Origin of the sequence: Arthrobacter sp. NtRootA1, from assembly GCF_019976975.1 — a bacterium.
Lineage (GTDB): Bacteria > Actinomycetota > Actinomycetes > Actinomycetales > Micrococcaceae > Arthrobacter > Arthrobacter aromaticivorans.
Window position 1 is genome coordinate 862947 of sequence record NZ_AP024630.1, and the last position, 17661, is coordinate 880607.

Genomic DNA, 17661 nt, shown 5'->3' on the forward strand with positions numbered 1-17661 from the left:
CGCCCTTGTCCGTCACTCAGACCGTTCTACGGTCAAGAGCGCGGACAAGAGCGGGTTTCGTAGCAGCTAGAGCAGTTCCAGTTGGTCGGCTACCACCTTGCCGGCGTGGATCACGGTGCGGTCCTTGCCCCGGTCCATCACCGTGGAAGCTACCGTCTCGCCGTCCACCAGGAGCAGTTCGGCCGGATCTCCGACGTCGACGCCGGGACGGTGGGCGGTGTCCTTCAGCCGGGTAGCGCTGGGGTCAAGGATGCTCGCCCCGCCAATAGTGGCGATGGCCAGGCAGTGCTCGATCAACTCGTCCTTGCGGAAGCCATGGGTGAATGCCAGCTGCCAGGTGCGGTCCAGCATGTCCGTGTTGCCGTAGGGGGACCAGTAGTCGCGCTGGCCGTCCTCGCCCAATCCGTAGCGCACCCCAGCCTCGGTGAGGAGCGGGATGGGCAGCTGGCCTGCGGCAGCGGGGGCAACCGAAGCCATGGACACGTCAAGTTCCGCGAAGGCATCAATGAGCCTGCGCGTAGTGGCCTCGTTCACGCTGCCCAGTTGGTAGGCGTGAGACATCGTGACTTTGCCCTGCATGCCGAGCGCCCGCGTGCGTTCCAGAACGAGGTCGGTGCTGAAGACGCCCAGTTCGCCGGGCTCGTGGAGGTGGATGTCGATTGGCACTTGGTACTTCTCAGCCAAGCCAAACACGATGTCCAGGTGTTTCGCCGGATCCCTGTCCAAAGTGCAAGGGTCAATCCCGCCCATGACGTTGGCGCCGGCCTTCAGCGCCTCCTCCATGAGCTCCACCGTCCCGTCTTCAAGGAGCAAGCCAGCCTGCGGGAACGCGATGATATCCACCCAGGCCTGACCGGCGAACTTCTCCTTGGCAGCAGCAACGGCTTCGAAACGCTCCAGCCTGCAGTCCACATCCACCTGAGCATAAGAACGAACACGCGTAGTACCACGGGCGATCATCCGGCCCAGGGTGTCGTTGACACGATCCTGCAGCGGCACCTCGGCACTGCGCCAGTTTTGCCGGTCGTTCATCATCATGGTCCATACACCGGGACCGCCGGTGTGTTCGCGGAATGGCAGGCCGATCCGGGTGGAATCCAGGTGCACGTGCACATCGGAGAACGATGGCAGCAGTAAGCGTCCGCGGCCTTCCACAACGGTCGCGCCTTCGGGAACGACGCGGTCAGGGTCATGCGGTTCGACGGCGGTGATCTTGCCGCCTGCTTCTCCCGCGACAAGAGTGACGTCGCTGAGCGCGTTCCCCCAAGGACGGACGGCGCGGATCAGGGTATTCAATGGATGCTCCTTTACTCGTGAATCTGTTGCCTGCATCTATTGCACGCCGGCCAGGACCGTTGCTGCCATACCTGTGTGGTGGCAGGCGGGCGCAGCCGGCTGGGCAGGCGTGGGAATCTGGTTGATGCAGCGTTGGCGCTGTTCCTCGGGAAGAGTGCTGATCAGCGGACAGCGGGTCCGGAAGACGCAACCGCTGGGCGGATTGGCCGGTGATGGGAGGTCTCCCCGGAGCCGGATCTTCACTTGCCCGCGTGCTGCGCGGGGATCCGGCAGGGGAACTGCAGAGAGCAGGGCCTTGGTGTAAGGGTGTAAGGGGTTCCGGAAGAGCTCATCCCGCGGTCCTTGTTCCACGATCTTGCCAAGGTACATCACGGCGACGTCGTGGGAAATGTGCCGGACCACGGAGAGGTCGTGGGCAATGAAGATATAGGACACTCCGGTGTCGCGCTGGATCTGCTGCAACAGGTTCACCACTTGGGCTTGAACGGAGACATCCAAAGCGGATACGGGCTCGTCACAAACAATTACCGATGGGTTCAGGGATATGGCCCGGGCAATTCCGACGCGTTGCCGCTGCCCACCGGAGAACTCGTGCGGGAACCGGTTATAGTGCTCAGGTTTGAGCCCCACTTGGTCCAGTAGTTCCTTGACCCGGTTCTTCAGGCCGCCCTGGGGATTGATCTTCTGCGCCACCATGGGAGCTGCAATCGCTGTACCCACTGTCTGCCTCGGGTTTAGGGAGGCGAACGGGTCCTGGAAGATCATCTGGACTTTGCGCCGGAAGTTGTAAAGGTCCCGCCCGCGAAGCTGGCTGATGTCGACGCCATCCACCACGATTCGGCCCCCTGTCGGGTCCATAAGCCGTGCCACCATGCGGCCCGTGGTCGACTTGCCGCAACCGGACTCACCCACGAGTCCCAAAGTCTGGCCTCGAGCGAGACTGAAGGAGACGCCGTCGACCGCTTTGACCGATCGCTTGGGAGCCCCGGGCAGGAGGCCGCCCTTGAGCGGAAAGTGCTTCTGGAGGTTCTCCACCTGGAGAATTGGTTGATGTTCCATGGCGGGTCCTAACGCGAATTCCGGATGGTGATGATCTGCGGCCCGCTCAGATGGCAGCGCTTGCCATGCCCGTCGTCCACCGTCAGTTCAGGGCGCTGCTTGGCGCAGACGCCGTCGCCCACCAGTTCGGCGTACTGGCACCGGGCGCTGAAGATGCAGCCCTGGGGCAGGTCAAGGAGTGACGGCGGCTGACCGGGTATGGGGTTCAGCTGGCTCGCGGAGCCGTTCAGGGTGGGCATCGAATTGAGCAGGCCCAAAGTGTAGGGGTGCCGGGTGTCGTAGAAGATCTCATCCACGGGACCCGATTCGACGCACTGGCCGCCGTACATCACAAGGACGTCGTCGCATACTTCGGCCACGACGCCGAGATCGTGCGTGATGAGGATGAGCGCAGAATTGGTTTCTTCCTGGAGCTCAGACATCAGGTCCAGGATCTGGGCTTGCACTGTCACGTCCAACGCGGTGGTGGGTTCGTCAGCGATCAGTAGCTCCGGTTCACAGATCAGTGCCATGGCGATCATGGCCCTTTGGCGCATTCCGCCGGAGAAGTGGTGCGGGTATTCGTCGAAACGCTGCTCAGGACTGGGGATACCCACCCTTCCCAGCATGTCGACGGCGGCTGTCCGGGCCTGCTTTTTGCTGGCCTTGTTGTGGACCAGATACGCCTCCGCGATCTGGTGTCCAACAGTGTAGAACGGGTGCAGCGCGGAGAGCGGATCCTGGAAGATCATGCCGATGTTGCGGCCGCGGAGTTGGCGCATGGCAGATTCCGGGAGGGTGACCAGATCCTTGCCTTGGAACATCGCCCGGCCCGTGACCTGGGCCGAGGTGCCCTTCAGGAGGCCCATGAGGGCCTGGCTGGTGACGGACTTTCCTGAGCCGGACTCGCCGACGATGCCAAGGGTCTGGCCCCGCTCCAGGGTGAAGTCCATCCCGTTTACGGCGGAGACCAGACCGTCGTCCGTGGGGAACTTCACGGAGAGGTTGCGGACGTCCAGGAAGGCACTCGCTCCGTGATCCGGCGCAGGCCGGGAGAGCGGTTGGGTGAGTGGTGTGTGGGTCATTGGAGCCTCACTCGGGGATCGATGGCGGCATAGGCGAGGTCCACCACAACATTGGCTACGATGACGAAGAACGCGGCCAACATGGTGATGGCCATGGTGACGGGCAGGTCACCCGAAATTGCGGCGTGCACTGCGGTGAAGCCCAGGCCGGGAACGGAGAAGATCTGCTCGGTGAGGACGGCACCTCCCAGGAGCAATCCGATGTCCATGCCAAGCATGGTGACAACGGGCGTGATCCCGGCGCGGACGCCGTGCTTGAACGTCACGGTCCGTGGTGCCAGGCCCTTGGCGCGGGCAGTGCGGATGAAGTCCTCGCCGAATGTCTCGATCATGTTGGTCCGGGTGACACGGATGTAGGAGGCGCTGAACAGCACGGCCAATGCGATCCATGGCAGCAGGTAGTTCGCCACCCATGCGCCCGGTCCCTGTGGACCAAAGGGGCTATTGATCTCGTTGGTTGTGAACGGCAGAAGGTGTAGCTGGTTGACGAAGAGAAGCAGCAGGAACAGGCCCGTAACCGGGATGGGCAGCGATACGCCCACCGACGCTGCGCCCACGATGAACTTGTCCACTGGCGAACCCTTGCGCAGCGCGGCGAGAAGGCCCAAGCCGACGCCGGTGATGGTCCACAGGATGAGTGCCCCAATGGCCATGGAGAACGTGTAGGGGAGCGATCGGGCGATGATGTCCGCAACACTCTCATTGGTCTGGAAAGACTTGCCCAAGCATGGCCATTCACAGAGCGTTTGGGCTCCGGGCGCACCGATCATCCGGGGCGAGAAGAGGCCACGCATGTAGTCGATGTACTGGACAAAGAAGGGCTGGTCCATGCCCAGGGCAACGCGGGCCTCGGCCACGCGTTCAGGAGTGCATTCCTGTCCGCAGGCGGCGGCCGCGGGGTCCGAGGGGCCAAGCTGGAAGAGCGTGAAAGTGATGAAACTGACTGCGGCGAGCAGCAGGACCAACGATCCGGTCCTGCGAAGAATGAAAGTCATCATAGTGGTGGTTGCGGGCCGCCCGCTGGGAGCAGGCGGCCCGCTTCTCCTTCTGGACTATGCCGATGTGTTGTCGAAGTCCGGTTAGTGCTCGACGCCGACGATCGAGAGGTCGATGCCGCCGAAGAAGTAGCCCACCTGGGCGTTGCGGACGTTGGATCCCACCACGCTGTTGGTGTGGCTGCGGATGAGCGGGACGATGGGGTACGTCTTCAGGGCAGTGCCGAACGCCTCGGACCACTTCTTGCCAAGCTCTTCTGAAGTGCCGTCCGTGTTGCGCAGATCAAACATCGTCTTGGAAACTACGGGATCGAAGTAGCGGGAGGTGTTGGAGAAGCCGTAGCTGGTGCCTTCGTTGTTCGGTCCCAGCAAGGGGTCTGCTGAAGTACGGACGGAGGCCGGATCGGCGCCACCGCACCAGCCGGAGCGGCCCATGTCCGGAAGCTGTTCGCTGGCTAGGACCGAGTAGTAGTTCGGCGCCGGAATGGCCACCAGCTCAACATCGATGCCCAGGGCCTTGAGGTTTTGCTGGACTACGGTGCCGGTGTTCTTGAAGGCGTCGCGGTTGTTGGCGTAGCCGTACGTGAGGGTCTTGGGGTAGTCCTTGCCTTCAAGGAGCTTCTTGGCTTCTTCCAGCTTGGGCTTGCCCGCAGGATCCAGCTCCAGCTCCGTCTCGACGTAACCACGCATCTTGGAGTTGAGCGGGCTCTGCGTGATCTCGCCAAAGCGTCGTCCGCCGTACTGCACCAGGATTGATTGGCGGTCCAAAGCCAGGGCGATTGCCTTGCGGACGTCCGGGTCCTTGATCTTTTCCGTGTTCAGGCTGAGGACATCGTTGCAGCCCAGGAGGCCGGATGCGACGCGATCCTTGACTTTGGCATCGGCCAGCTTGGCGGAATCCGAGGTCTGCAGAGCGCCGTTGGAATCGAGCGTAATGGCATTTGGATCCGAGTCAGCCAACAGCTGCTGGCTGATGGTTGCCTGCGAGGTGGAGAGGGAGAAACTGAAGGTATCCGGAAGGGCAGTGCGGTTGGGGTCCGTGGCGGCGTCCCAGTGCGGGTTGCGGACCAGTTTGAGCGACTTGCCCCGGTTGTAGGACTCCACCATGTAAGGCCCCGAAGACACAGGATGGTTGGTGTAGTCCAGCTTGGTGTCCTTGGCCTTGGGTACCGGCGCCGTGTTGGAGCGGGACGCCAACGCAGGGAACTCAGCGAACGGCTTTTTCAGATGGAAGACTATGGTTCGGTCATCCGGCGCTTCAACCGCCTGAAGCGACGCGGAAGGATCCTTGTACGGCCCCTTGTACCCGCCGGCGTCGAGCGCTGAATTCAACTCTTGCGGCGCCTGGGTGAAGACATCCTGCGCGAAGGTGCGTTCCACGCCGTACTTGATATCGGCGGAGGTGATGGGTGTTCCGTCCTCAAACTTAACGCCTTCCTTGAGCGTGAACGTCCAGCTGAGGCCATCGTCGGAAACTTTGCCGGTGTCCGTTGCGAGGTCAGGGACCACTGTTGGGGGTTGCCCTGCGGTTTCCTTGGCCATGGTCAGGGTCCGGTAGTACAACTGGCCCACATTGGCGGTCTGGACGTAGTTGCTGTTGCCGGGATCCAGGGTCTGGAAGTCCGAGGACATCAGGACGTTGAGGTTGCCGCCCTTGGTGTTGAAGCCGGTCTTGACCACGTTGGGTGCCAGCTCCGTGACCGATTCTGCGGACTTGGTGTTGCCGGGCTGGTTCTGGCCGGCGGCGCAGCCTGTTGCGGCCATGGCAATCAGCACGGAAAGCGCCAGTGCTCTCGTGGGGGTTTTCATGATGCTCCTCTTGAAGGGGTTGGGTGGAGGGAGATGTTGGAAGTTAGTGGCGGGAAGCCTTGGGGTCCAGCGCGTCCCGGACGGCGTCGCCCAGGAGGTTGAACGCCAGGACGGTGACAATGAGCATGACGCCCGGAACAGCAAGGAACCACGGATCGCTGAGGTACCAGTTGCCGGATTGCGCCGCGTTCAGCATTTGGCCCCACGACGGTGTGGGGTCCTTGACGCCGACGCCCAGGAAGGAAAGGGCTGCTTCAGCAGAAATGTTGGTGGGGATCAACATGGTGGCGTACACCAGGACTACTCCCATGACGTTGGGGATGATCTGGCGGAACAAGACGCTCAAGTGGGAGGCACCGAAGGAGCGGGCCGCTTCCACAAACTCGCGTTCCCGGAGGCTCAGGACCTGGCCGCGGACAATCCTTGCCAGATAAGCCCACCCGAAGAATCCGAGGATGATCACCAGGGAGGCCATGGGCAGGAAGCTGCCTTCGCCCAGCGGTGTATCCCGGAGCCGGGATTGCAGGATGGGCGTCAGGGAGAGCACCAGGAGAAGGTGCGGGAATGCGAGGAACAGGTCCATGATGCGGCTGATGACGGCGTCCGTCTTACCACCGAAGTAGCCCGCAGCCGCACCGAGTACTGTTCCTAGAACTACGGAAACGGCAGTGGACAGCAGGGCGATGGTGAGGGAAACCTGGCCACCGTAGGCGAGCCGGGCGAAAAGGTCGCGGCCCAAGCCGGGCTCAACGCCCAACCAGTGCTCGTCGGACGGATACATATAGCCGGGAAGCGGCAGGCCAGGCGTCTGGAAGTCGTCCAGTACCTCGGGGCTGGTGTTGGACGTGAAGGGGTCATTGCCAGACATCGCGCTGAGTACGGGGGCAAGGATGGCGAACAGCATGATGGCCACCACGACGCACAGGCTCAGGAGTGCGATCTTGCTCCGCCGGATCCTCATCCACGCCGTGGCGAGCAGGGAGCGTGCCTCGGCGGGTGCGGCTGCTTTGCCCTCAGGCGAGGTTGCCGGAGTGGGCGGCGGACTGCCGGTATTCGGTTCGATGGACTGTAGCTGGGTCAACGCTTGTGCTCGTTTCATGATCCAGGGAGCTGACTCCGCGATTCTTGTATACCAAACTAGACTAGATCAGGATCGATGCGATGTAAATCACAAATAATGTACTGTTTGGAATACCAGATAGCTATTTTGTTCGAACAAAGGAGTTCACGTGCCCACAAAGGCAACTGCCCGCTACGTCCTGGGGCACAACAAAGGGCAGCACGTGCTGCTGGAGGATGCCTGCGTGGTCTATAGCGGCGACACCATTGAGTACGTCGGCCATGACTACACGGGGCCGGTGACTGAAGAACATCATCTGGGTGACGCACTCCTGATGCCAGGGCTGATCGACCTCGATGCCCTCACCGACATCGACCACCTCATCCTGGACAGCTGGGCCGGGCCGGAGCAGGCAAAGGGGCACCAATGGTCCGAGGACTACTTCCGCAACCGCCGCGCGGACGTCTTTACCGCTGAGGAACGCCAACAGATCCGCGAGTACGCCCTTATCCAATTGGTCCTTCATGGCATCACCACCTACATGCCGATTGCATCGGAGGTCCATTCCGAGTGGGCGGAGCCTTTTGAGGAACTCGTGGGGATGGCGGAGACCAGTCGACGGCTCGGCTTGCGTGGCTACCTTGGGCCCGCATACCGCTCGGGCGTGAATGTGGTGTTGAAGAACGGCGAACGCTCGGTCATGTTCGACGCCGGCCGTGGCCGTGAGGGGCTGGCGGACGCATTGCGCTTCATTGACCATGCGACAGAGCTGAACGACCCGCTAATCACCGGTGTCCTGCTTCCATGCCGCATCGAGACCCTGGACATCGAACTGCTCAAAGCAACGGCGGCGGCTTCAGAAGAGCACGACGTCCTGGTTCGCCTGCACTCCCTCCAAGGCCTCGTGGAACGGGAACTCATCCTGGACCGGCATGGCGTCACGCCCCTGGAGCTCCTGGACCAAGTGGGCATGCTCAACGAACGCTTGCTGATCCCGCATGCCACCTACACGGACCGCAACCCCGCCGTTTTCGGAGAGGATCGCGGCGACCTTGCCCGGCTGGCAGACAGCGGCGCCAGCATCATCCACTGCCCTCTGACATCCATGCGCTATGGCAGCACCTTGGATTCCTTTAACGCATACAAAGCAGCCGGCATCAACATCTCCCTGGGCACCGACTCCTTCCCGCCGGACCTGGTCCGGGGCATCGATGCAGGCGTGCAGCTGGGCAAGATCCTGGCAGGCAGCAACGACGCCGGCGACCTCGCCGGATACTTCGACGCCGCCACGCTAGGAGGAGCCCGGGCGCTGCGACGTACCGATCTCGGCCGGTTGGAGCCCGGGGCCCAGGCAGACATGGTGGCCTTCTCCCTGGGAGACATCCGCGACGGCGTTCACGAGGACCCACTAAGGACCCTCACGCTCAACGGAACAGCACGCCAGGCAGTGCTTTCAGTGGTGGCCGGCCGGACCATCATGGCCGACGGCCTCATAGAGGGAGTGGACCTGGACTACTGGCGGGGAAAGGCCCAGGAACTCTTCGCCAGGATGCGTGAGGCCTACACACTCAGGGATGGCCTGAACCGCCCCTCCGACGAGCTGTTTCCACCCGTGTATGCTCGGTTGGAACGCTGACCGGCGCCGGCCGGCGAATGGAGCGGACGCTGGCATGAAGGGAAGTTTGACAGTGGCTGAGGCGATGCCGGAAACCGGAAATGGCCGCGATGACGAGGCCCGCGCGGAGCACGTCTACCAACTGGTGTTGGAGGGAATCGTCACGGGCACCTTCGCGCAGGGTGGGCGTTTGCGCGAACGGGAACTGTCCGAGATGTACGGCGTCTCCCGGATCCCGGTCCGCGAAGCCATCCAACGCCTGGAGAAGGACGGTTTCGTGGCCACCTTCCCGCGCCGCGGCGCAGTGGTCCGGCAACTCACGCTCACCGACGTCAACGAGCTCTTCGACGTCCGCCTTTGCCTGGAAACGTTCGCCGCGAGGATGGCTGCCACCCGCGTTGCCGAAGGCCATTCCAGTGGCAGGCTCGAGGAACTGATGGAAGCCTCCAACGCCGCCATCGACGAGGACCGCGCAGACGACGTCGCGCTGATCAGTGCCGAGCTCCACGCCGAAATCGTACGTCTCTCCGGCAACAGGCTGCTCATCGAGTCCGTGAAGCCGCTGTTTGGCCGCATGCGCTGGATCTTCGGATTGGCACACAACCGCAGCAACGAGCTCCAACGGGACGAACACAAAGAGCTGTGCAACGCCATCCTGAAAGGCCGGCCGGACCTGGCCTACTCGCTGGCGTACACGCACATTGAGCTCGGCCGGGAACCCGTGCTGGCAGGCCTCGCGGAGACCCTGGAACCCTGAGTTAGTCGTCCGCGTCCGGGTACTCGTCCACTTCGTCGTACCGGCCTGACTCCTCCACCTCAACCTCAAGGATCTTGAGCAGCTCGGTGTCAGGGTTCAACATGATGGCAGCCTCGTCCCTGCGGTGCTGCAGCACAGTGTCCAGGTAGGACTGCACAGTCTCGGCCAGCGGGATGTAGCGATCCTGTTTCTGGCTCATGTACCAGCGGTGCTCCAGGACCTCGTGCACTACTTCGGCTGGTTCCAACTTCCCGGCAAGGTGCCGGGGAATAGACCGTACGATCGGTTCGAAGATCTGGCTGACCCATGCGTGGGCGCTTATTTCCTCGTCCAGGTCAGGGTTGTTGTCCGCCCTGAACTGGTCCATATCGTTCAGGAGCCTGCGTGCCTGGTTCTCCTGGGCGTCCAATCCGGTGAGGCGCAGCAAGCGCCGTTGGTGGTGGCCGGCGTCGACGACTTTTGGCTGCAGCTGGATGGTTGAACCATCCGCCGTGGTCTTGATGGCATATTCCTCGACGTCGAAGCCGAGCTCGTTGAGCCGGCGGATGCGGGCGCCCACGCGCCAGCGCTCGCCGAGTTCGAAGGATTCCTTTTCCGTCAGCTCAGCCCATAGCCTGCGGTAACTGTCCATGATGAGCTCACTGGTAGCCACCGGATCGACCTTTTCCTCGATGAGCCCGCCATCCAGGAGGTCCATCAGTTCACCAGCGATGTTGACGCGGGCGATCTCCAGGTCATACTCGCGCTGGCCCATGGACAGGTCCGGGTAAAGCTCGCCGGTTTCGGCATCCACAAGGTACGCAGCGAACGCGCCGGCGTCGCGACGGAACAGCGTATTGGAAAGCGAGACGTCGCCCCAATAGAAGCCAATGAGGTGCAAGCGGACAAGCAGCAACGCCTGGGCGTCGATGAGGCGCGTCAACGTGTCCTTGCGAAGCATCTGCGAGAAAAGTGCCCGGTATGGCATGGAGAACTTCAAATGCCGGGTGACCAACACCGGGTTCAGGGGTTTGCCGTCGGCTGTGGTCCGGCCGGTGATGACGGCCACGGGCTCGACACACGGAACGTCCAGCCGAGCCAGCTTGCGGAGCATGTGGTACTCGTGGCGGGCAACGTGCTCGGACGTTTCCTTGATGGCAATGACCGATCCACCCAAGTGCGCGAAACGCACGATGTGCCGGGAGATACCGCGGGGGAGGGCGGCGAGGTTCTCGGCCGGCCAGTCCTCGAGCGCAATGTGCCACGGCAGGTCCAACAGTTCCGGATCCGCTGCGGCGGCGGTGATGTTAAGGGAACCGATGACGCTGGCCGGTGGTGCTGTGTCTTGCGCGCTGGCCGCCTCAGTCCTGGGGAGCTTGCCGATCTGCCCGTAGTCGGTCGGTTCGTCGTGCCACTGGGCTCCGTTTTGCTCGCTCATGCCTCAATTGTTCCGTACTCGCCGGTGTTGGCGTTCATTGCTGCGGTAAAGGGATATTCGGGCATCGCAGACCACTGGATGTCCGGTGCTGCCTGGAACGTGACGCCCTGCCTTGCGAGGCGCTCACCCAAGGCACCAAGCCGACGTCGGAAGTCACCAACGTCCCGCGCGTCCTGCGGCGACCAGCCCACTTCCGCCAGGGAAACTGCCCTGGGGTACAGGAGCCAATAGGCCTGCTGGTTGTTGCGGACGGTCTCCGTCCACAGCGGGCCTTCGACGCCGAGGACCTTGTCATCTTGCAGGCCACCTTGGGCGGGATTCCAGTGGTAGTACTCGGACCACGTGAACGGCCCGCCGTCCACCCACTCAAGGCCGATGGGACTGCTGGGATCGTACTTTTGGTCCAGATAGGTCTTCGCGGCCGGGGACATGATGACCTTGGAGCTGCCGCTTTCGGCCTGCTGGACAACCGGGGAGAAATCACCGAACCAGTACTGCACCACGGACCCCTGCGGGAGTTCGACGCCGGCGTATTCGTTCCAACCCACCACGGTCTTGCCGGTTTCCGCTCCGATCCGGGCAAACTCCCGGACCATGGTGACGTAGTTGTCGTGGCCGGTGACGTGGGCTTCATCGCCCCCGATGTGGAGGTACGGACCATCCGTGATGGTAGCGAGTTGGCCCAGCACTTCACGAACGAACTCGTAGGTGGCAGGCAGTGCTGCGTCCAAGGTGGAGTAGCCGACCTCGCCGGTCGCATTCATGGGCTTGGCCATACCATCCGGGTTGAGCTGCGGGATCGCTGCCAAGGCCGCATTGACGTGTCCGGGAAGGTCGATCTCCGGCACTATCAGCACGTTCCTCGCAGCGGCGTACGCCTGGATCTCCCTGAAGTCCTGCTGCGTGTAGAAACCTGAGTGCCCGGGAGTGAGGCCGATACCGGGGTGGTTCACGGCGCCCCCAATAGCGGTGAGGTTCCCATAGTCCAAGTCCGACGGATTCTCCTTGGGCGCCTGGATCTCGATGCGCCAGGCTTGGTCATCCGTAAGATGCAAGTGCAGGGCATTGAGCTTGAACTGGCTCATGACATCTATCTGCTGCTTCACCTCTTCGACCGTGAAAAAGTTCCGGGCGACATCGAGCATGAGTCCGCGATAGGCGAACCTGGGCGCGTCCCTGATCTCGACGGCGGGAATCACCCAGGTGCCGTCGGTGCTGGTGTTCGAATCGTCCGCGCCTGTGAGGGAGTGTTCAACGGCAGGCGGGAGCAACTGGCGGAGTGTTTGGACTGCGTTGAAGAGGCCCGCGGGAGTTGTTGCCGCGAGGCGGGCACCGGCATTGGTGACAGTCAACCGGTAGGCTTCCGGACCGCCGTCGAGCGTTTCAACTAAATCCAAGGTGATGTCGCCGGCATTGGCCGTCTCGACGATGGGAAGAGCGAAACCAGTGCCGCGGCGAAGCAGCACCGCCAGCTGCTCCGCGACCGGGACAGCTGCCTGGCTTGCCGCGATCCGTGCCGTAGGCGCAAGCGTGAAGGCCTGACCGTCCGATGGCGCGACGTGTACGGGCCGGGGGATCAGGTTATCCGTCGTGTTCATGCCGTTCTTTCTGCAGAATGGTTAACGCGAGAGCGGCCCGACCCGGGAAGGGTCGGGCCGCTGTCACGATGCGGATTCAGGTGCCGGTGGGGACTAGTCGCCCAGGCGCAGACCCGTCTTGGTGTCGAACAGGTGCACGTGGCCGGACTGCGGATGAACGAAGATGGACTCGCCCTTCATCGGGGGGCGGCGGCCGTCAACACGGGCAACGATGTCGTGGCTCTTGCCATCCAGGATGGTGTGGCCGTAGACGTAGGCATCGGCGCCGAGTTCTTCGACGACGTCAACCTCAACCTGCAGGCCTTCGCCGTGGCCGACCGTCTCGAGGTCTTCCGGACGTGAACCAACGGTGACCGTCTGTCCGTGTGCTTCTTCGAGGACGTCGCGCTTGACCGGGTAAACCGTGCCACCGAACTGGACGCCGCCGTCGACGACCGGCAGTTCCAGCAGGTTCATGGCGGGGGAGCCAATGAAGCCTGCGACGAAGACGTTCTGCGGGCGGTCGTAGAGGTTGCGCGGGGTGTCAACCTGCTGGAGCAGGCCGTCCTTGAGGACTGCGACGCGGTCACCCATGGTCATGGCCTCAACCTGGTCGTGCGTCACGTAAACCGTGGTGACGCCGAGGCGGCGGGTCAGGGATGCGATCTGCGTACGCGTCTGGACACGGAGCTTGGCGTCAAGGTTGGACAGGGGCTCGTCCATGAGGAAGACCTGGGGGTTACGGACGATTGCGCGGCCCATGGCAACACGCTGGCGCTGACCGCCGGAGAGTGCCTTCGGCTTGCGGTCCAGGTACTGCTCGAGGTCGAGAAGCTTGGCGGCTTCGCGAACACGCTCGGCGCGCTCTTCCTTGGAGACGCCTGCGATCTTAAGCGCGAAGCCCATGTTGTCCGCAACAGTCATGTGCGGGTAAAGAGCGTAGTTCTGGAAGACCATTGCGATGTCGCGGTCCTTCGGCGGAACATCCGTGACGTCGCGGTCACCGATCAGAATACGGCCGGCGTTCACATCCTCAAGTCCTGCGAGCATTCGCAGGGAGGTGGACTTACCGCAACCGGAAGGTCCAACGAGGACCAGGAATTCGCCATCGGCGATGTCGATGTTGAGCTTATCGACGGCGGGCTTATCTGTGCCCGGGTACAGACGCGTAGCGTTATCAAAAGTAACTGTAGCCACAGTTATCAATCCCTTCACCGGCAGGTACGTGCCGGACGATCCGTTGTGAATGGTTCATTTTCTTCAGTTGAACTCCCCGGCCATTGGCCGGGGAGGATCGTGTGACGTCGCACGGTACTGTGCGTCACATCACGTCCAAGAGTATGTCAGACTTTTGGACTTACTACCTAAATGTTACGAACGTCACATGTGATGTTGATCCTGCTCCATGCTTCCGCGGTGACGGGGCTTATGCTTCCGCCGTGACTCGGCGGCGCTCCCGCAGGAGCGTTTCCAACAGTTCCGCAACGTGCACCGGGGCTTCCACCCGGTACTCTGCCTGCGTGAAATCCAGGCCGACTTTGATGCCGACGTCCTCGCCCATCAGCCTGCCCAGGGCGTCCTCATCCGTCACGTCATCGCCGGCGAACAGAATGGCCGTGGCGCCTGTTGCTTGACGGAGGAACTCCACTGCCTCGCCCTTGGAGGCATGGACAACGGAGGTCTCCAGCACGCGTTTGCCGGTCTTTACGTACACTCCGGGATGCTCACGCAGAACCCGCATGGCGGCCTCTACCGCGTCTTCGGCAACGTCGTCGTCGGCAAGCCGAGTGTGAAGGACGACTCCGGCGGGCTTGTCCTCGAGCAACGTCCCCGGCGCGATGTTGACGATGCCGGCCAGGACGTCACGTACTGAAGCGAGGCGTGCACGTTGTTCATCATCCAACTCCAAGCCCAGTGACCCTTCGCCCAGCCATACCTCCGCGCCGTGGCTGCCAATCAGCAACGTGTTCACAGGAGGCGAGGCGACCAGGCGCAAACTGTCCAAGGCGCGTCCCGAGATAAGTGCCGTCGTCGTGCGCGGCAGTTCAGCAAGGGCTTCCAAAGCCGCAGCCGAACGCGGAAGGGGCCGGGCGTCATCGGCATGGTCCACGATTGGGGAGAGGGTGCCGTCGAAATCCAAGGCCACCAGGAGTTGCTCCGTGCCGGCGATACGCCGAATGGCGTCCAACAGTTCCGGGGACAAAGACAGGGGCGTTTGCTCAGCTGTCATCGCGCACTACCTTCTCCTCGAGGGCGGCCAGGAACTCCGCTGACCAATGATCGACGTCGTGGTCAAGGATCTGCTTGCGCATCAGCTTCATGCGGCGGCGGGCTTCCTTGGGGGAGAGGTTAACCGCCCGGAGAATGGCGGACTTAAGGCCATCGATGTCATGCGGGTTGATCAGGAGCGCCTGCTTCAATTGGTCGGCAGCGCCGGCGAACTCACTCAGGACCAGCGCGCCGTCGTCCTCGGAACGGGCCGTCACATACTCCTTGGCCACCAGGTTCATGCCGTCGCGCAGCGCCGTGACCAGCATGACGTCCGCGGCGAGGTACAGCGCCACCATTTCTTCAACGGGGTAGCTGTGGTGCAGGTAGCGGACGGCAGTGTTCTGGATGGTGTCGTAGGTGCCATTGATATGGCCAACGGTGCCTTCGATTTCTTCACGCAGAAGCCGGTACTGCTCCACGCGTTCCCGGCTGGGGCTCGCTACCTGGATCAGGGTGGCGTCCTCCACCTTGATGCTGCCTTCGCGCAGGAGTTCCTCGAAGGCCTTCAGGCGGTGGCCGATGCCCTTGGTGTAGTCAAGGCGGTCCACGCCAAGAAGGATGGTCTTCGGATTGCCCAGGTCCTTGCGGATCTGCTTGGCCCTCTCGATGATGTCCGGCCTCCCTGCCAACTCCCGGATCTGGTCAACATCGATGGAAATAGGGAAGGCCTGTGCCCGGGCAATGTGGGTGACCTCGCCGTCCGGGCCCTTTACGTGCACTTGTTGCTGCTTGACGCTGGCGCCCAGGAAGCGGCGGGCAGAGCGCATGAAGTTGCCGGCGTCGCTGGGACGCTGGAAGCCCAGCAGGTCCGCACCCAGCAGGCCATCAATAATCTCGCGGCGCCATGGCAGCTGGGCGAAAATCTCCGGCGGCGGGAAAGGAATGTGGTTGAAGAAGCCGATTTTCAGGTCAGGCCGTGCCTCGCGGAGCATGCGCGGAACCAGCTGGAGCTGGTAGTCCTGGACCCACACAGTTGCGCCGTCCGCGGCATGGCGGATGACGGCGTCTGCGAACTTCTTGTTGACCTGGCGGTACGAATCCCACCAGGTGCGGTGGAACTCCGGTGGGGCGATGACATCGTGATACAGCGGCCAGATGGTCGCATTGGAGAAGCCCTCGTAATACAGCTCGACGTCGTGGCTGCTCAACTGGACCGGGACAAGATCCATCGCTTCGTGGCTGAAAGGACGCACGGTTTCATCCGGGGCTCCGTGCCAGCCCACCCACGCGCCGTCGGACTTTGTCATCATCGGTGCAAGCGCAGTAACCAGGCCGCCCGGGGAGCGCCGCCAGCCTCCGCCACCATCGCCGTTGCCATCCGTGCTGCAGCGGTCAACGGGCAGGCGGTTGGACACCACCATGAAGTCGAACTTGCTCGCCGTTGGCTTCCTGGTGGGAGAGGCCCTAACGCCGTCTTCCGTCTTGAGTTTTTCGCTTGCCAAATCCTGCATTACTGCTCCCTGGGGTTGCTGTGACTCACCTCCCAGCCTACCGGCGGAATCATGTGCGGCAGTTGATCGTTCAACAACCGGGTCTTTGCGCGTGCGCCGAATCTTCAAGTTTGCTCCCGTAAACTGGCCCCGTTGCCCTAGCTATGCACTACGACGTCGAGTAATCCGAGGAACTGATGAGCCCCGCAAACGAACCCCGCCTCTCCAAGGCTGAACGCACCGCCCAGGCACGGGAGAAAGCGCGAGAAATCCGCGAAGCACAGCTGAAAAAGGAAAAGCGCAACAAGCTCCTGATCGGGTGGGGCATCGTGGTGGCGGTGGTGGCGATCCTTGCCGTTATCGCACTGGTAGTGACCACCAGCATTCAGCAAAGCGCACCGATCGCCGATCAAGGTCCTACTCCCGCGAATGGCAACGTGCACGGTGGCGTAACATTGCTGGCCAACTCCGACGTCGTAAAGTCCGATGCCTCGTCCGTGAACGTGGCAGATGTCCCTTCGGCCCCGGCAACCAAGCCTGCAACTGTCTCTGTTCCCGGTGGTGAGCCCGAGGCCGGCAAGCCCGTCAAGGTGATCGCGTACATCGACTTCATCTGCCCGGTCTGCAAGCGGTTTGAGACAACCTACGGTGATTCGCTCACCAAACTCCGCAACGAAGGCAAGATTTCCCTCGAGTACCGCCCCCTTGGCTTCCTGGACCAGCAGTCCACCACCAACTACTCCTCACGCGCAGCAAATGCTGCAGCGTGCGTGGTGAACTCTTCCCCTGAGAAGTACGCCGACTTCTTCAACCTCCTCTTCGAACGCCAGCCTGCCGAAGGCAGCGCCGGCATCTCGGACAACGACCTCAAGTCCATGGCCAAGGAGGTAGGCGCAGCGAACATCGACTCCTGTGTGGATAGCAAGCAGTACCGGCCGTATGTGAAGGTTGCCACGCAAGAGGCGGCAGCCATCGGCATCACAGGAACCCCCACCGTGTTTATCGACGGCAAGCAGTGGGACGGATCCACGGACCTGAACGCTGAGATCCAGACCGCAGTTGACGCCAAGGGCTAGGTTTTAGGAACTTTCGACGGCGGCTGGTCACCCTGGGTTTGGGCCTTGCGTTCAACCTGGGGTGGCTGGCCGGCTTCGTGATTTCCGTGCGGGGGAGGGTCTGGGCTAACCTTATCTAGCGTCGATTTCGGCGCATGCCTCCTTAGCTCAGTTGGCCAGAGCACCGCTCTTGTAAAGCGGGGGTCGTCGGTTCGAATCCGACAGGGGGCTCCACCAACCCCTCCATTCCGGCGAT

Annotated in this window: 14 protein-coding genes and 1 tRNA gene; 4 read left to right on the forward strand and 11 right to left on the reverse strand. The window is 62.4% G+C overall.

Annotation, left to right across the window (positions count from 1 at the left end; genetic code table 11):
• Positions 1–66: 66 nt before the first annotated feature.
• The 6 genes from LDN90_RS04135 to LDN90_RS04160 form a co-directional block, all read right to left on the reverse strand.
• Positions 67–1296 carry an amidohydrolase family protein gene (locus tag LDN90_RS04135; RefSeq protein ID WP_216926946.1) on the reverse strand — a complete coding sequence of 410 codons (1230 nt, stop codon included), beginning with the start codon at positions 1294–1296 and terminating at the stop codon, positions 67–69.
• 36 nt (positions 1297–1332) lie between these two features.
• Entirely contained in the window at positions 1333–2355 is a 1023-nt protein-coding gene (locus tag LDN90_RS04140) for an oligopeptide/dipeptide ABC transporter ATP-binding protein (protein ID WP_223948019.1), read from the reverse strand.
• An 8-nt stretch (positions 2356–2363) separates the two neighbouring features.
• On the reverse strand, positions 2364–3419 hold the full coding sequence (locus LDN90_RS04145; RefSeq protein WP_223948020.1) for an ABC transporter ATP-binding protein: 1056 nt from the start codon (positions 3417–3419) through the stop codon (positions 2364–2366).
• Positions 3416–4417, reverse strand: a complete 1002-nt coding sequence (locus LDN90_RS04150; protein ID WP_216926949.1) for an ABC transporter permease — start codon at positions 4415–4417, stop codon at positions 3416–3418. The genes LDN90_RS04145 and LDN90_RS04150 overlap by 4 nt, the downstream gene beginning before the upstream one ends.
• A gap of 81 nt (positions 4418–4498) precedes the next feature.
• Entirely contained in the window at positions 4499–6223 is a 1725-nt protein-coding gene (locus LDN90_RS04155) for an ABC transporter substrate-binding protein (protein WP_223948022.1), read from the reverse strand.
• A gap of 43 nt (positions 6224–6266) precedes the next feature.
• Complete coding sequence (locus LDN90_RS04160; protein ID WP_223948023.1) at positions 6267–7322, reverse strand: ABC transporter permease; 1056 nt, start codon at positions 7320–7322, stop codon at positions 6267–6269.
• A 130-nt stretch (positions 7323–7452) separates the two neighbouring features.
• Here LDN90_RS04160 and LDN90_RS04165 point away from each other — a divergent pair, with 130 nt between their 5' ends.
• Positions 7453–8919 (forward strand): chlorohydrolase family protein, encoded by a 1467-nt coding sequence (locus LDN90_RS04165; protein ID WP_223948024.1) that lies wholly within the window; start codon positions 7453–7455, stop codon positions 8917–8919.
• A gap of 34 nt (positions 8920–8953) precedes the next feature.
• Positions 8954–9655, forward strand: a complete 702-nt coding sequence (locus LDN90_RS04170) for a GntR family transcriptional regulator (protein WP_223948025.1) — start codon at positions 8954–8956, stop codon at positions 9653–9655.
• A gap of 1 nt (position 9656) precedes the next feature.
• On the opposite strand, the gene LDN90_RS04175 is transcribed toward LDN90_RS04170, so the two are convergent.
• From LDN90_RS04175 to LDN90_RS04195, 5 genes are all read right to left on the reverse strand, one after another.
• Positions 9657–11072 (reverse strand): DUF4032 domain-containing protein, encoded by a 1416-nt coding sequence (locus tag LDN90_RS04175; protein ID WP_216926953.1) that lies wholly within the window; start codon positions 11070–11072, stop codon positions 9657–9659.
• Positions 11069–12670, reverse strand: a complete 1602-nt coding sequence (locus LDN90_RS04180) for a beta-N-acetylhexosaminidase (protein WP_223948026.1) — start codon at positions 12668–12670, stop codon at positions 11069–11071. The genes LDN90_RS04175 and LDN90_RS04180 overlap by 4 nt, the downstream gene beginning before the upstream one ends.
• A 93-nt stretch (positions 12671–12763) precedes the next feature.
• Positions 12764–13846: a sn-glycerol-3-phosphate ABC transporter ATP-binding protein UgpC gene (ugpC, locus tag LDN90_RS04185; RefSeq protein ID WP_223948027.1), complete on the reverse strand. Its 1083-nt coding sequence runs from the start codon at positions 13844–13846 to the stop codon at positions 12764–12766.
• Between the two features lie 229 nt (positions 13847–14075).
• On the reverse strand, positions 14076–14879 hold the full coding sequence (otsB, locus tag LDN90_RS04190; RefSeq protein WP_216926956.1) for a trehalose-phosphatase: 804 nt from the start codon (positions 14877–14879) through the stop codon (positions 14076–14078).
• Positions 14869–16371 (reverse strand): trehalose-6-phosphate synthase, encoded by a 1503-nt coding sequence (locus LDN90_RS04195; protein WP_216926957.1) that lies wholly within the window; start codon positions 16369–16371, stop codon positions 14869–14871. The genes otsB and LDN90_RS04195 overlap by 11 nt, the downstream gene beginning before the upstream one ends.
• A 176-nt stretch (positions 16372–16547) precedes the next feature.
• Between LDN90_RS04195 and LDN90_RS04200 the strand changes: the two genes are divergently transcribed.
• Positions 16548–17426, forward strand: a complete 879-nt coding sequence (locus tag LDN90_RS04200; protein ID WP_216926958.1) for a thioredoxin domain-containing protein — start codon at positions 16548–16550, stop codon at positions 17424–17426.
• Positions 17427–17562: 136 nt separating this feature from the next.
• Positions 17563–17639: transfer RNA gene (locus tag LDN90_RS04205), tRNA-Thr, on the forward strand.
• Positions 17640–17661: the final 22 nt, after the last annotated feature.

Bases quoted from the DNA above. Each gene is read 5' to 3' on its own strand.
- LDN90_RS04140 (WP_223948019.1), bottom strand. From the start codon at position 2,355: ATGGAACATCAACCAATTCTCCAGGTGGAGAACCTCCAGAAGCACTTT.
- LDN90_RS04145 (WP_223948020.1), bottom strand. From the start codon at position 3,419: ATGACCCACACACCACTCACCCAACCGCTCTCCCGGCCTGCGCCGGAT.
- LDN90_RS04150 (WP_216926949.1), bottom strand. From the start codon at position 4,417: ATGATGACTTTCATTCTTCGCAGGACCGGATCGTTGGTCCTGCTGCTC.
- LDN90_RS04155 (WP_223948022.1), bottom strand. From the start codon at position 6,223: ATGAAAACCCCCACGAGAGCACTGGCGCTTTCCGTGCTGATTGCCATG.
- LDN90_RS04160 (WP_223948023.1), bottom strand. From the start codon at position 7,322: ATGAAACGAGCACAAGCGTTGACCCAGCTACAGTCCATCGAACCGAAT.
- LDN90_RS04170 (WP_223948025.1), top strand. From the start codon at position 8,954: ATGAAGGGAAGTTTGACAGTGGCTGAGGCGATGCCGGAAACCGGAAAT.
- LDN90_RS04175 (WP_216926953.1), bottom strand. From the start codon at position 11,072: ATGAGCGAGCAAAACGGAGCCCAGTGGCACGACGAACCGACCGACTAC.
- LDN90_RS04180 (WP_223948026.1), bottom strand. From the start codon at position 12,670: ATGAACACGACGGATAACCTGATCCCCCGGCCCGTACACGTCGCGCCA.
- otsB (WP_216926956.1), bottom strand. From the start codon at position 14,879: ATGACAGCTGAGCAAACGCCCCTGTCTTTGTCCCCGGAACTGTTGGAC.
- LDN90_RS04195 (WP_216926957.1), bottom strand. From the start codon at position 16,371: ATGCAGGATTTGGCAAGCGAAAAACTCAAGACGGAAGACGGCGTTAGG.
- LDN90_RS04200 (WP_216926958.1), top strand. From the start codon at position 16,548: ATGAGCCCCGCAAACGAACCCCGCCTCTCCAAGGCTGAACGCACCGCC.